Raw genomic sequence first — 13796 nt, forward strand, 5'->3', positions numbered from 1 at the left:
ATGCTTTCGAGTTACTTTCTCGTGAACGTACTTCCTGTTTAGTCTAAACTCCAATAGCAAAGAGCGCGAGGTCTCGCGTCGCTCGCTCGGATCGAGCGGGGATTAGGATTAGACAACGCAATCAAACAGCATTGTCGTCATATAGCGCTCTGTCCATTCTGGACCAAAGGATTTTTCGAGAACTCGCCGAGTTTTATCGTTCTGTTGCTGTTTAGTGCAGTAGTTCCGCTGTCCTTCCTGGACTTGAAGCAGTTCGAGAGGAGACGTGACGGGAATTGACGTGCAGGCTAACTGGCAATGGAGGGTTAAAAGGTCTTGGACTCGATTGAGGAATAAGGCTTCCTCTCGTTCGTCGACTGGACGCACAAATAAGCAAAAGTCTGAAAAGATATTTCCCCACTGAGGCAGGTCGCGCGGTTGCGAGAAGTCAACGGGAGGCAGACCAGACAAGGCCGTTTGGTAGCGTTGAGGCAAGGATCGATCGAGACGGACGGGGGAGAGATCGGCGATCGCCGCACTAATCGTCCCGCGAGATCCGACGATATCCGCACCAAAAATGGGAATGGCATAGTTGGGATTGGGAAACATCACGCAGTGAAGAATATCCAACGCGTTTCCGACCCGAGCGAGTTCTAGATGAAGCTTGCGGAACTGGGAGGTTTGATAGCAGCGATTTTCGATCGTTAAGCGCTCGCCTTCAAGGTGCCCTTCAACATAGCCTAAGTCTTCAGGCATCTGGTAAGGAGACAGGTCTAGGGTTTTCTGCCAGACCGCTTCGATGCAATCTGCTAGCTTGCGGATTAAAGGAGATTGTTGCGATCGCAATGAGTCTCGTACAGAAACAGACATGTTCCACTCCAGTCCTATCGGTCCATCTTATACTCTGACCGACATCGCGTGCAAAAACCGTGCAGCAAAGATCTTCACAGACCGTTCGATCCCGATCTTTTCCAAGGATGCTATCTCGCCCACGCTCGGATGCGCTGCAGTCGATTCAGAATTCGGGTTGCCAAAACATTGGCCGTGACGGGTTTGCAAATATAGTCGTCAGCACCCGCTTGAAACGCTTCATTCTGAGCGGTGGCGTCTTCTACAGCACTGACAAACAAGACAGGCAAGCGCTGCAATAGGGGATCGCTGCGGACAATCCGACAAAGTTCCAATCCATCGATATCCGGCATTTTTAGATCTAAGACCAGCGCGTCCGGCTTGACGCTTTGCAGTACGTCCCAAAACTGGAGGGGGTTAGAAAGGGTTGTCAGCTTAAATCGCCAAGGTTCGAGCAGCGCCGGGAGGTTGCGCAGCCACAGGACATCGTCGTCCACAAACACGATTTTGGCCTCAGCCGTGAGCGGACGGACCAATCCCATCGCGCAGGCGATCGTTTGCTCTAAGGTCGCCGATCGCTCTGACAAGAATTTTCCACCCCACCTTGAGACTTCGAGGCGTTGGTCGAGATCGTCTGGGTGGCCTACGACCAACACGGGGATTTTAGGGAGGCGAGTTGAGAGGGTTTGGAGAAATTCTGAGCGCTGGCTTGAAGGGGGCGATCGCAGCAGAACGACATCGGGAGTGGTTTCTGCGAGGAATTGGTGGGCTGACGCTAGACTGGGGGCGATCGTGCACCGGATACCTTTTTGACTGGCCATTTCCGCCAAGGGCTGGGTGAAACTCGCATCCGCATCGATCGCTAACATCGCACCTGAATGCTCGGCGCGTGCGGGCAGAGGCAGAAGAACGGGAGCGGACTGAATCTCTTGGCGCAGCATCTCGAGCGGATCTTCTAAATCGGGCGCTTGTTCTGGCTGGAGGCGTTCGGCCCGACCGAACGTCGCTTCTAATTGCCGGGCGATGGATGCGCCCCGGACCAGCCCAAACATCCCCAGCGTTCCTGCCAGCTTGTGGGCGACGTGGTGGGCTTCGTGTTGGAGCGTTTCGGTGAAGCCATCGGTTGGGAGCGCTCGTACCGCTTGAGAAAGTACCTCCACTTGCGAGAGGCAATGGGGTTGAGTCGTCACCCACGCGTCCTTTAAGAATTCGAGGTAGCGAGCGTTTTGGTTGGCCTCTCGGTTTGCACTCAAGCTGGAAGGGCTGGGTTCGTCCGAAAAGGATTGGGAAAGCTGGATTGCCGTCTGCGGCGACTTCAGATAGTAGCCCCGCCCGTACATGGTGCTGATAAAATCGCGGGGCGCTCCTGCCTCTTGAAGCTTGGAACGCAACCGCCGCACGTGCGATCGCACGGTTGCCTCTGCCGGAAAGTCATCGGACGACCACAATCGGTCCAGGATTTCGTCGTTGCTCAGCACGCAGCGGCTGTCCTGCAGCAAAAGTTCGAGCAACTCGTATTCCTTCGTGGTCAGAATCAAAGGCTGACCGTTATAGGTCACTTCGCAGGTCGTCGGGTCGAGCAGCAGGTCTCCCCAGCTCCTCAATACGGAGGGATTTGCGCTGCTCCGACGCAACAAAGCCCGAATCCGCGCGATCAACTCTTCTACATTGAAGGGTTTGATCACGTAGTCATCTGCTCCCGCATTGAGTCCCTGAATCTTGGCCGTGCTGCTGTCTAAAGACGTGAGCAGCAAAATGGGGAGGGTGTGATCTTCCGCTCGGAAGCGCTGACATAAGGCGATTCCATCCAGCTTCGGGAGCATTACATCCATCACGATCAGGTCGTATTCAAAGGTCGATCCGTAGGTCCAACCCGTTTCCCCATCTCTGACGGCATCGACCACGTAGCGATAAGCGCTCAGGCTTTTGGCGAGCAGGGCAATCACCGCTTCGTCATCCTCTACGAGCAAGATTTTCACGGTTCCAGCTCCCAATGCAGAATTGCGGCAATGAGATGGGGAAGATCGAGCGCGTTGAAGGGTTTGGCAATCGTGCCCCTCATTCCTAATGCGTTGAAGTGAGAGGCTTCTGAGCGCTGCGCTTTGGCCGTCATAAAAATGACCGGAATTTGCGCTGTCTTAGAATGCGTCTGAAGTGCCTGAAATGTGGCAATGCCATCCATCCCCGGCATCATCACATCCAGCAAGATCGCGTCGATCGCTTCGGATTGGGCGATCTGGATTCCTTGAGGCCCAGTGCAAGCAACCAGCACCTCCCAACCCGCAGCCATCTGAACGCCAAACTGCACGACCGTCTGAATCGCTTCCTCATCGTCGATAATTAAAACCCGCTTCGTTGCCATAGGCAGATCGCTCCTGGCCTTCCGAATCCCTCCCGAGAATGTGCGTCGATCGCGATCAAGCCTTGGGCGGTTGCTGGACGGTGGAGCGAATCTGTAGCTCTTTGAGCTGTTTCGCATCCACGTCGGATGGTGCTTGGGTCATCAAACAGCGGGCCTGCTGGGTTTTCGGGAAGGCAATGGTATCGCGAATCGATTCTTCGCCAGACAGCAGCATTACCAAACGGTCCAGGCCGTAGGCAATCCCGCCATGGGGCGGGGTGCCGTAGTTAAAGGCTTCCAGCAAAAAACCAAACTTGTTCTGGGCTTCGGCTTCAGAAAGTCCGATGGCAGCAAAGACCTGCTCTTGAAGCTCTGGTTCGTAAATGCGGAGGCTGCCGCCGCCAATTTCCAGGCCGTTGTACACCAAGTCGTAGGCTTGGGCGCGGGCCGTTTTGAGATCGTGTCGGTCTTCGGGCAGCGGTGCGGTGAAGGGATGGTGGAGGGCCTCCAGCCGCTTCTCGTCCGCGTTCCACTCAAACATGGGGAAGTCCACCACCCACAGCAGGCTGACGCAATCCGGGTCGATCAGCTCGAGTTCCTGGCCGACCGCCAGCCGCACCCGCGCTAGGGAAGCATTGACGACATCGGTCGCGCCAGCCCCAAACAGCAACAGGTCTCCCGTCTGAGCTTGGGTTCGCTCTAGCAGCGTCGCAATCTGGTCCGGTGCGAGGTTGTCTTTGATAGCACCGATGGTATCGATCTCGCCGCCTTCGCGAATGCGAATATAGGCCAATCCTTTAGCACCGCCTTCGCTGGCAACCCTGAAAATATCGCCGCCGGGTTTGATGCGGACGTTAGAGAACCGATCGTTCCCGCCCGGAATGGAGAGTACTTTGACGACGCCGCCCTGGGCGATCGCCCCCGAAAACACCTTGAACCCAGAGGTCTGGAACAAGTCCGATACGTCCGCCAGCTCCAGCCCAAACCGGACATCCGGGCGATCGGTGCCGTAGCGATCCATTGCTTCGGTATAGGTCATACGGGGGAACGTCTCGGGCAAGTCTATCCCCTTGACGGTCTTGAAAAGGTGGCGCATCAACCCTTCATTCAGCTCCATAATCTCCGCTTGAGACATGAAGCTCATTTCCATGTCGAGCTGCGTGAATTCCGGCTGGCGATCGGCCCTCAAATCTTCATCCCGGAAGCAGCGCGCCACTTGGTAGTAGCGATCGAATCCCGAAACCATGAGCAACTGCTTGAACAATTGCGGCGACTGGGGCAGAGCAAACCATTCCCCTGGATTCGCGCGACTGGGCACTAAATAATCCCGCGCGCCCTCTGGGGTGGAACGGGTCAAAATGGGGGTTTCCACTTCGATAAAGCCCTGCACGTCTTCGAGGTAGCGTCGCACGGTTTTGACAATTTCGTGGCGCAGCAAAAGATTGCTCCGCATCCGTTCGCGGCGCAGGTCCAGGTAGCGATACTTCAGCCGCAGTTCCTCGCGCACCGATTCTGCATCGGCGGAGGAGACTTGAAAGGGCAACTGCTGGCGCACGGCATTGAGCACTTCAATGGCTTCTGCGTAGACTTCCACCTCGCCCGTCGCGATCTTTGGATTGAGCGAATCTTCGGGGCGCAGGGTGACGGTTCCCTGTACTTTAATGACGTATTCATTGCGCAGCGATTCCGCTAACGCGTAAATTTCCGGGGTGCGTTCTGGATCGCTGACAATTTGGACCGTCCCGCTGCGATCGCGCAGGTCTAGAAAAATAACGCCCCCATGATCGCGGCGGCGATCCACCCACCCAAACAGGGTTACGGTCTGACCCGCACGATCGCCTCGAAGTTCGCCGCAGTATTGAGTTCGCATGATAATGAGTAAACGACAATGCAATAATAAGGAACTGAAAAGCTGCAAAGCAGGATAAATGGCTTGCAGAATTTCAGAAAACCTTTTAATTATCGCAGCTTTAAGCGCGGTCTGTCCTATGCGGCGACAGGATTTTGCGAGCGAAACCTCAGCGTTGGGTTCAGCTTGCGAGCGTTCCGTTCTCCAATCGATCGCCTACTTGGAGCCGCAATCCATTGGCAAAATCCCAACCGCTCTGCTGTCGTTTGCCTGCGGGCTGAACGGACTGGAGCAGCAGCAATCCCTCGCCTGTCTGAACGACTGGACCCTGTCCCTTTGCCAGAAAGACGATCGCACCGGGGGCAAAGGCCTGCATCTCTCGCTGCGCCAGTTCCGCTGTTAAAATTTGCAAATCGGTGGGGAGTGCGTCTTGCCACTGCAGGCCGAGGGGGACGGTTTTGAGAACTTTGAGGGGCTGCTCGCGAAACCGGACAGTGACGTTGGGGGCAAACGCGCGCGCCTGATTGTGAAGGGCGATCGCCGATCTAGACCAATCCATTAAAAAATCGGTTTTTTCGAGCAGGCGGGCGTAGGTGGCAAGTGTCTCTTCTTGAGGTTCTGGCGTCATGCTTCCTCGATCCAACGCGACGAGCGTCTCGACCAGCAGATCCGCAGAGACTTCAGCCAGTCGCGCGGCAACCGCTCCAACGTCGTCCAGCAATCCCACGGAAATCGATCGCTTGAGCAGCATGGGGCCTGTGTCCATGCCCGCATCCATCCGCATCGTCGTCACGCCCGTCACCGCATCACCGTTAAAAATGCTCCATTGGATGGGGGCAGCGCCGCGATAGGCGGGCAACAGCGAGCCGTGGGCATTGATGCATCCCAGCCGGGGCATGGCTAAAATTTCAGGGGATAAAATTTGGCCGTAGGCTACGACGACAAAGGCATCGGCCTGTTGCGATCGCAGTTCTTCGAGGGTTTGCGCGTCTTTTTTGACACGGGTGGGCTGCCAGACTGGCAAACCGCACTCCAATGCCAGTTGCTTGACGGGGGAGGGAATGAGCTGATTCCCGCGCCCGCGCCGTTTATCGGGCTGGGTCACGACCCCTAGTACTTCAAATCGATCGTCTCTAAATAGGCGCTGGAGCGAAGGCACTGCAAACTGGGGCGTTCCCCAAAAAATCAGTTTTATCATGATGGAAGCGACTGGATCTTGCCGTAGAGTCCTTGCGTATTGTCGCGGAATTTGCCCTCAAGAAAACAGCGTAGCTCTCGCCAAAGAACTACGCTGTACAAACCTATCGCACCCTGACGAGGAACTTCGATAGCAGTAAGACACATCAGGGGGTATGCAGACGATGGTAACTCAGATCGTCGAAGTCGCCATTATCCAAAAGGAGTAAAAGTTAATGGGGGTTTCAGGCGGTTCCGAAGCCACTGCAACCCCAAAATGGAGGTGAATAACCCTTTGAAAGCACCTGAAGCGACCCCTCTTCATTACCCCCTTGGAACAGTTACTCGAAGTCCTATAGACTGCGCCCAGCCAACAGTTCAACTCGGTCGCCCACCCCGATCTGCCGCGTCTGAGTATCGGGCGCTAAGCGCGTATTGACCGCCAACTTATAAAACCGATCGAATCGTTCGCGATCGGCCCAAGGGGGGAGTTGGGCCTCTCGATGCCGCACGAACTGCTGTTGAAAGCCGCGATCCGCAGTCCCGTCCGAGCTATCGCGGGTGGGAACGATGCAGCGCTGACAGGGGTTAATCCCCAGGAGCGTTACCGCCCCCACTCGAAACGGCACCGAACCCTTCGCTTTGTCGTACAGCCGTTCTTCCCAAAACGCAGCCGTCTCGCCCACTTCTAGATTGGTGCGGAAGCGTCGCCGGATTTCGGCAAGGTCCAAGTTGGGAAACCACTCGGCAACGGCCTTGAGGGTAGCCGCCGTCACGAGCGTGGGGCCAGGGGCGTTGAGATCGTCAGGAAAGCCCGTTTCGGTATTTTCTCGAACCGTCACAGGTCGATCGAAATACTCGCTCAGCCATCGCTCTAGGGGAGCGCGATCGCCTGCCAGCGAAAACGTTTCGCGCTGTTGAAATCCTTGGATTCCAAGCGTAATGGTCGTCAAATCTTCGCTAAAGGTCGCGCGCAGGCGATGGACGAGCGGATCGTGCTTGCCATTCACAAAGCGACCCCGAGCGTCTAGGATGGCATATTGGCGATCGCCCTTCAGCGCCCCGCTCGGCAGCAAGACTGCTTCCTGAAGCACCTTGCCATCTAGGGACTTCACCGGAAACATTTCGATGCGGCTTAAGGTCGGCCCCACCATCGCAAGTCCCTCAAAAAACAGGTAGCTTTCGATCGCAGGTTAACATTTTTTGTCTGAGCCTTTGCTACAGTCTTATGTGTTCGGCAGGCGATGTATGAAAACGTTAAAGTCGCGACCTTGGCATCATCCTAAGTTTTGGTCTTGGGCCGCTCAGATTTTGGTTCTGAGTCTACTCGGCTTGTTGCTGGCCTACTGCAGCAACAACCTAGTTGCGAACCTCCAACAGAAGCAACTGGGATTTGGGTTTGATTTTCTCCAGTCTCAGGCTGGATTCAATATTGGCGAAACGCCGATTCCCTACCAGCCCACCGACACCTACGCCCAAGCCCTTCAGGTCGGTATCGTCAATTCCCTGCGCATTATGGCGCTGGGTCTAATATTGGCAACGCTCATCGGGATAGGCGTGGGGATTGCAAGGCTGTCCTCCAACTGGCTCGTACGGCAGTTGGGCGCGGTCTACGTCGAACTCCTTCGCAACCTGCCATTGCTGCTTCAGCTCATGTTTTGGTACTTTGCGGTCTTTTTGAGCGCGCCGCCCTTCGAACGGCGCATCCGGTTTTTCGGCGATCTGTCCCTGAGCCAGCGCGGGTTGCTATTGCCTAATTTTTTGCCCAGGCTCAGCCTGCTGACCTGGATCGTTTGCGTCGGAATTGGCGTGGCGATCGCGCAGTGGGTTTTCCGCACCCTCCGACGCCGCCAACTGAATGGAGAACCCGCCAGCCCTTGGTTTATGGGAACCGTCACCGTTATTTTTTGGGGATGTATTGCCTGGGTGCTCACCAAAGAGTTTCCCTGGAATCTTCAATTGCCTGCGGTCCAAGACAACAAAACCATCGTTGGGGGTCTGCTGCTGACGCCTGAATACGCGGCTATTTTGTTTGGCCTGACCTTTTACACCGCAGCCTTCATCGCTGAAATTGTCAGAGGTGGCATCCTATCGGTACCCAAAGGCCAATGGGAAGCCGCGCGATCGCTCGGGCTTCAGCCCAACCTCACCTTGCGGCTGGTCATCATGCCCCAGGCCCTCCGGGCGATCGTGCCGCCGCTCACAAGCCAATACCTCAACCTAGCCAAGAACTCTAGTCTGGCGATCGCCGTCGGCTACCCAGACCTATACTCCGTCTCCTCTACCACCTTCAACCAAACCGGACGCGCTGTGGAGGTCATCTTGTTATTGATGGCCACCTATTTAGCAATCAGTTTGACCATTTCCTTCGTCATGAATCTCTATAACCGCCGAATTCAGATCGTAGAGCGCTAATCTATGCAGAATTGGCAAAGCCTAATAAAAACTGCCTTCAGTCCGCCTTCTCTTCAAGTTGCACGGATCTGGATCCGCCAGAATCTTCTCAGCACTTGGTATAACGCGCTCTTGACCCTCCTCTGCCTTTGGGCTGTCGCTGCAACCCTTAAGAGTCTGGGGACTTGGATCTTTACCCAAGCCCAGTGGGAGGTGGTCGCGGTCAACCTTCGCTTAATCTTTGTCGGTCGCTATCCCGTCGAGCAACTCTGGCGGCTCTGGCTGGTTTTAATGTTGCTGGTGGCAGTCCCCACCTTTTCTTGGGGTGCAATCCAGGGATGGGGGCGCAAACAAACCCTCATTGCGACTGGCGTCGGTCTCGGCACGATCGGCGCGCTCGTCCTCGGCAAGCAGGGGTTCGAACCGATCGCCTGGATTGCCCTCATCGCAGGGGTTTCCATTGGGGCGGGCAGTCTGGGCGCTTGGAGTCAGCGGTCTGGGCGCGGAAAAATCCTCAAAGCATGGCTACCGCTCCTGTGGTTCGTTAATTTTTGCGCCATGCTGTGGCTGATTAGCGGCGGGTTGGGGCTGACTGCCGTCAGTACGACCTTCTGGAACGGATTGCTCTTAACGCTGCTGGTCGCGATGGCGAGCATCGTGCTGTCTTTTCCGCTGGGGGTACTGCTCGCGCTGGGGCGACAAAGCCAACTGCCCGTCATTCGGTGGGTCAGCACGGGCTACATCGAACTCATCCGGGGGCTGCCCCTCATTGGCATTTTATTTATGGCCCAGGTCATGCTGCCCCTGCTGCTGCCGCCCCAAATTAGCGTCGATCAATTGGTCAGGGCGATCGCCGGACTGTCTCTGTTCAGCGCGGCCTACCTCGCCGAAACCGTGCGGGGCGGACTGCAATCCATCCCCAACGGGCAATGGGAAGCCTCTAGAGCCTTGGGGCTATCGACTCCCCTAACGCTCGGCTTAATCGTGCTGCCTCAAGCGTTACGGACAGTCGTCCCGGCGATCGTGGGGCAATTTATTAGCTTGTTTAAAGATACGGCGCTGCTTTCCATTGTCGGCCTCGTGGAGCTGACGGGTATTGCCCGCAGCATTACCTCCCAAGCCGAATATTTAGGACGCTATGCTGAGGTGTATTTGGCGATCGGGCTAATGTACTGGCTGTTTTGCTACAGTTTGTCATTAGCCAGTCGTCGTTTAGAACTTCCTTCAGGATCCTAACCATGACCGATGCATTGCCAATTGCAGCATCCCCTATCATTTCCGTGCAGGGCGTTCAGAAGTGGTACGGCACGTTCCAGGTCTTAAAGGGAATCGACCTAGAAGTGTATCCCCAGGAAGTCGTGGTGCTGATGGGACCCTCCGGCTCCGGGAAATCCACCCTGATTCGTACCCTCAACGGTCTGGAAACCCACGAGCAGGGCCGCATTGTTATCGATGGCGTGGAACTGACCCAAAATCCGCGTCACCTCGAAACCGTCCGCCGCGAGGTGGGGATGGTGTTTCAGCAGTTCAATCTGTTTCCCCATCTCACCGTGCTGCAAAATATTACCCTCTCTCCCATCTGGGTGCGACGCTGGTCCAAGCCCGAAGCGGAAGAGGTTGCCATGCAGCTCTTAGAGCGGGTTGGCATTCTAGAGCAGGCCCAAAAGTACCCCGGTCAGCTTTCTGGCGGACAGCAGCAGCGGGTGGCGATCGCCCGTGCCTTAGCCATGCAACCCAAAATCATGCTCTTCGACGAACCCACCTCCGCCCTCGACCCTGAAATGATTAAAGAGGTGTTAGACGTCATGCGATCGCTGGCCGAAGGCGGCATGACCATGGTAATCGTGACCCACGAAGTTGGATTTGCCCGCGAAGTGGCCAACCATGTCCTGCTCATGGACCGGGGCCAGGTGGTCGAACGCGCCGCGCCGTCAGAATTCTTTTTAAATCCCAAGGAGGAGCGCAGCCGTCAGTTTCTAGCGCAGATTTTGTCATAGGTCTCGAGTCGGCATCTGAATTTCAGCAATAGCGCGCAAAGGAGTACAAACAATCGCCAAAAAGCGTAATTAAGTAGCTGAGTTGGTACTTGGATGCTTAAAATGGCAAGGTCGCTTCCGATTGGCAGCGCGATCGTTTGATTTGTGTGGAGTGCTCTAGGACGTTTCATGATCAAACTTCAGGGTATTCTGACCCCTTTCTTGAGTCTGTTTGTTTTGGCAATCCCCCAGCACAGTCAAGCAGCAAAGATTATTGTGCCTCCTTCAACGGTGGCTCAAGCCGATGTTCCGCCTCAACCCACCGCTCAATCGGCGGAAAAGCTCTGTCAATCGGGCGATCTGAGCTTTTTAGAAGGAGGATTGATTCCCAAAGCAGCCGAAAAATCGGAAGCATTACCCCCAAAAGTTCCCCTCGAAGTTCCGCAACAAGCTCCCGCTGTCGCCCTGCAAAAAACGCTGCCCCTCACCCTTCCCGCCACCATTCGCTTGGCGTTCGAACGCAATCCAGATCTCCAGACCGCGCGGCTTCAATTTCAGCGCAGTTGCGCCCAACTCAAACAGGCTAAAGCAGCACTCTTTCCATCCCTGGCAGTTAGCGGCAGCATTGCCCGCACAGATGGCAGTTCTTTTTCTCCGGCAAACCGCTCCTACAGCGGAGCTGACGCGCAGTTCGTCACTGCCGCTTTGCAGCAGCAGCTATCTGCTGCCCAGCAACAGCTTCAGCTAGATATTACGACCCTTCAAGAGCGCTTTCAAGAAACGTCCACTCAGGTCCAAACCACTACGCTCGATCAGCAAATTCGGCAGCTCCAACAGCGGGCCAGCCAAACTGCAACGCTTTCGACGCCCGTTGACTTTACGCCGCTCGATGCAGATGCTGTCGCGCTGCCGCTCAGTTCGGGCAGCGGCGGCGGAGGCACGGGAGGCTACTTTAATGGCGCGCTGACCCTCAACTACAATATTTTTACTGGGGGGCAGCGGGATGCCTCCATCCAATCGTCCCGAAGACAAGTTGAAAGCGCGGTATTAGAAGTGCAACGACAGCTTCAGGCGCTGCGTCAGACTATCACCTCAAACTACTACGATCTCCAGCAAACCCAGGCGCTCATTGCCGTATCGGAGGGGTCGGTTAAAAGCCTTCAGGAAAATCTAAGGATCGTCCAGCTTGGAACCCAGGCGGGAACTCGGACGCAGTTTGAAGTGCTACAGGCATCCGTGAGTTTAGCCGATTCGCTGCAAAACCGAACTCAAGCCAGATCTCTTTACACCATTGCGCGCCGTCAGTTGGTGCAACAGCTCGACCTACCGGATACTGTGGACGTAACCCTGCCTTCGGCAACGACACCGGAAAGAGCGGGGCTTTGGGGTCTGTCCTTGGAGGAGAGCATTGTTTTGGCCCTCAACAATCGCGTCGAGCTGAATCAAACGCTCCTCCAGCGCCAGATCGTACTGCTCCAAAAGCGGATTGTCGCGAGTCAGCGCCAGCCGCGAGTTCAGGGGTTTGCCTCCCTCAACCTTGCCGACGATCTAGAAGATCGCTTCCTAGGGGCCTACGGCTATTCTGTAGGGGTGCAAATGAACCTCAATATTTTTGACGGCGGGGATGTGCGATCGCAGCTTCGGCAGCTCGACAAAAATATTGAAAGTATCGACCAGCAGTTCAACCAACTGAAAGAGTCCATTCGGTTGGAGGTGGAGCAAGCTTTCTACGATCTCCAGGCCAATTCCACCAATATCGATACGGCCAACGGGGCGCTCGTCCAGGCCAACGAGAGTCTTCGTCTGGCTGAGGTCCGACGGGATGCGGGAGTGGGAACCACGCTAGAGGTGGTTCGCGCCCAGGCCGATCTGACCCAGGCTCAAAGCAATTCGATTCAGGCAGTTTTAGACTACAACCGTGCTTTGGTTCGTTTGGAGCGCGCGACGGGTTTTGTCAACATCGTCGAGAATCCCTGAGGCGAGGATAATCTCAATTAAAAGTTATTGGGTAAGATTCAGTGTTGAATCGATATTGAATGCTTATGACGAAACTGAAGAAATGGTCTATGTACTAGAGCAACTACAGAACACTAAGGAGAGAGGAATTTCCTCTTATTCAAGGCTTTCGACTCTTCTGTTAAAAGTATCTGAAGTTCAGCAATCTGCACCTGTAGTCATGCTAGATATATTAATCAAGGCAATAGAACAAGCTCAATCAACCGTTGATGCTGGAGAAGCAACTGTTAAAGAAGCAAGAAATGATTGGAGTATCTGATGACTATACCTGTTCTGACCGATCCTCAAAAAATCCAGAAAACTGTAGTTGAGTTGCAGGAAGTTTGTAAGCAATTTGATGCGTTGAACTTTACTCTTGATGAGTCGATCGCGCACGTTGATGCAGAAATACAAAATAGCCCTTTGACTATTTACCATCTCAGGAAAAGTCGCGAAGCACAAAGCGCATAAACACTTATACACCGGAATGGAAATTACCAATCGATGTTGACTCTAAGTCACCGAGGGGTTCAGACTCGCGCGCCGGAGAATACATTGGCAGCTTTTGAGGCGGCGATCGCCCTGGGTGTGGGCGGCATCGAAACGGATATCCGCTTGAGCCGAGACGGAATTCCCATCCTATTTCACGATCGACTCACGCCGGATGGAGATGAGGTTGCTTCCGTAACGCAAGCCGAACTGAGCGATCGAGTGGGATACGCTATTTCAACCCTGGAAGAGGCTTTGCAACTGGCACTTCTAGACTCGAAAGAATTTTTGTGGAATCTGGAAATTAAAACACCTGATGCCTTGGAGCCAACGATCGAAATTCTGCGCCGTTACATTACATCTAGACGCGTTCTGATTACGTCGTTCTGGCATCCGCTCGTCGTAGAGATCGGTCGGCGGATCGAGGTAGATTGCGGTTTGTTGGTAGCCCACCGCCCTTTAAATTTTCAGTCTCGACCCGACTGGATTCCAAATCACCCTTCCATCAATACCCTCGTTTACTATTACGGTACGTTGGATTCTGAGGTGGTCGCTCAGAGTCAAGCCTGCGGTTTCCGCACGTTCGCCTATGGAGCAGAGACGCACCGCGACCACGAGCGATTGGCCCAGTGGCAAGTCGATGGGGTCATTAGCGATCGCCCCGAATTCCTTTTGAAGTAAATGCAGTAAGTCCTGAAGGCGCAAAGAACCATGACCGATCGATGAATCCCCAGTTTCCAGGAGTAGG

Annotated in this window: 13 protein-coding genes; 7 read left to right on the forward strand and 6 right to left on the reverse strand. The window is 54.9% G+C overall.

Annotation, left to right across the window (positions count from 1 at the left end):
- Positions 1-108 precede the first annotated feature (108 nt).
- The 6 genes from R6H26_RS13580 to R6H26_RS13605 all read right to left on the reverse strand — a co-directional run bounded on the left by R6H26_RS13580 (position 109) and on the right by R6H26_RS13605 (position 7348).
- Positions 109-849, reverse strand: coding sequence for a phycocyanobilin:ferredoxin oxidoreductase (locus R6H26_RS13580; protein WP_404791005.1), 741 nt, complete (start codon positions 847-849; stop codon positions 109-111).
- 110 nt (positions 850-959) lie between these two features.
- Positions 960-2807, reverse strand: coding sequence for a response regulator (locus tag R6H26_RS13585; protein ID WP_404791006.1), 1848 nt, complete (start codon positions 2805-2807; stop codon positions 960-962).
- Entirely contained in the window at positions 2804-3190 is a 387-nt protein-coding gene (locus R6H26_RS13590) for a response regulator (protein ID WP_404791008.1), read from the reverse strand. The genes R6H26_RS13585 and R6H26_RS13590 overlap by 4 nt, the downstream gene beginning before the upstream one ends.
- A gap of 55 nt (positions 3191-3245) precedes the next feature.
- Complete coding sequence (gene aspS / locus R6H26_RS13595) at positions 3246-5039, reverse strand: aspartate--tRNA ligase (RefSeq protein WP_404791010.1); 1794 nt, start codon at positions 5037-5039, stop codon at positions 3246-3248.
- Positions 5040-5199: 160 nt separating this feature from the next.
- A complete protein-coding gene (fmt, locus tag R6H26_RS13600; RefSeq protein ID WP_404791012.1) occupies positions 5200-6216 on the reverse strand; it encodes a methionyl-tRNA formyltransferase in 1017 nt (338 codons plus the stop codon).
- A gap of 331 nt (positions 6217-6547) precedes the next feature.
- Positions 6548-7348 carry an MOSC domain-containing protein gene (locus R6H26_RS13605; RefSeq protein ID WP_404791014.1) on the reverse strand — a complete coding sequence of 267 codons (801 nt, stop codon included), beginning with the start codon at positions 7346-7348 and terminating at the stop codon, positions 6548-6550.
- Positions 7349-7442: 94 nt separating this feature from the next.
- On the opposite strand from R6H26_RS13605, the gene R6H26_RS13610 reads away from it, so the two are divergent.
- The 7 genes from R6H26_RS13610 to R6H26_RS13640 all read left to right on the forward strand — a co-directional run bounded on the left by R6H26_RS13610 (position 7443) and on the right by R6H26_RS13640 (position 13729).
- A complete protein-coding gene (locus tag R6H26_RS13610; protein WP_404791016.1) occupies positions 7443-8609 on the forward strand; it encodes an amino acid ABC transporter permease in 1167 nt (388 codons plus the stop codon).
- A 3-nt stretch (positions 8610-8612) separates the two neighbouring features.
- Complete coding sequence (locus tag R6H26_RS13615) at positions 8613-9824, forward strand: amino acid ABC transporter permease (protein WP_404791018.1); 1212 nt, start codon at positions 8613-8615, stop codon at positions 9822-9824.
- Between the two features lie 2 nt (positions 9825-9826).
- The gene (locus R6H26_RS13620) at positions 9827-10585 is read left to right on the forward strand and encodes an amino acid ABC transporter ATP-binding protein (protein ID WP_404791020.1); all 759 of its coding nucleotides are present in this window, start codon (positions 9827-9829) and stop codon (positions 10583-10585) included.
- Positions 10586-10753: 168 nt separating this feature from the next.
- The gene (locus tag R6H26_RS13625; RefSeq protein ID WP_404791022.1) at positions 10754-12541 is read left to right on the forward strand and encodes a TolC family protein; all 1788 of its coding nucleotides are present in this window, start codon (positions 10754-10756) and stop codon (positions 12539-12541) included.
- Positions 12542-12596: 55 nt separating this feature from the next.
- Positions 12597-12839, forward strand: coding sequence for a hypothetical protein (locus R6H26_RS13630; protein ID WP_404791024.1), 243 nt, complete (start codon positions 12597-12599; stop codon positions 12837-12839).
- Positions 12839-13030, forward strand: coding sequence for a hypothetical protein (locus tag R6H26_RS13635; RefSeq protein WP_404791026.1), 192 nt, complete (start codon positions 12839-12841; stop codon positions 13028-13030). The genes R6H26_RS13630 and R6H26_RS13635 overlap by 1 nt, the downstream gene beginning before the upstream one ends.
- Positions 13031-13063: 33 nt before the next feature.
- On the forward strand, positions 13064-13729 hold the full coding sequence (locus R6H26_RS13640; protein ID WP_404791028.1) for a glycerophosphodiester phosphodiesterase: 666 nt from the start codon (positions 13064-13066) through the stop codon (positions 13727-13729).
- Positions 13730-13796: the final 67 nt, after the last annotated feature.

Origin of the sequence: Altericista sp. CCNU0014 (assembly GCF_044923475.1) — a bacterium.
Taxonomy (GTDB): Bacteria; Cyanobacteriota; Cyanobacteriia; order Thermosynechococcales; family Thermosynechococcaceae; genus JAAURS01.

Coding starts and splice junctions, on each gene's coding strand:
- R6H26_RS13590 (WP_404791008.1), bottom strand. CDS start 3,190: ATGGCAACGAAGCGGGTTTTAATTATCGACGATGAGGAAGCGATTCAG.
- fmt (WP_404791012.1), bottom strand. CDS start 6,216: ATGATAAAACTGATTTTTTGGGGAACGCCCCAGTTTGCAGTGCCTTCG.
- R6H26_RS13640 (WP_404791028.1), top strand. CDS start 13,064: ATGTTGACTCTAAGTCACCGAGGGGTTCAGACTCGCGCGCCGGAGAAT.
- R6H26_RS13580 (WP_404791005.1), bottom strand. CDS start 849: ATGTCTGTTTCTGTACGAGACTCATTGCGATCGCAACAATCTCCTTTA.
- R6H26_RS13610 (WP_404791016.1), top strand. CDS start 7,443: ATGAAAACGTTAAAGTCGCGACCTTGGCATCATCCTAAGTTTTGGTCT.
- R6H26_RS13625 (WP_404791022.1), top strand. CDS start 10,754: ATGATCAAACTTCAGGGTATTCTGACCCCTTTCTTGAGTCTGTTTGTT.
- R6H26_RS13635 (WP_404791026.1), top strand. CDS start 12,839: ATGACTATACCTGTTCTGACCGATCCTCAAAAAATCCAGAAAACTGTA.
- R6H26_RS13615 (WP_404791018.1), top strand. CDS start 8,613: ATGCAGAATTGGCAAAGCCTAATAAAAACTGCCTTCAGTCCGCCTTCT.
- aspS (WP_404791010.1), bottom strand. CDS start 5,039: ATGCGAACTCAATACTGCGGCGAACTTCGAGGCGATCGTGCGGGTCAG.
- R6H26_RS13620 (WP_404791020.1), top strand. CDS start 9,827: ATGACCGATGCATTGCCAATTGCAGCATCCCCTATCATTTCCGTGCAG.
- R6H26_RS13605 (WP_404791014.1), bottom strand. CDS start 7,348: ATGGTGGGGCCGACCTTAAGCCGCATCGAAATGTTTCCGGTGAAGTCC.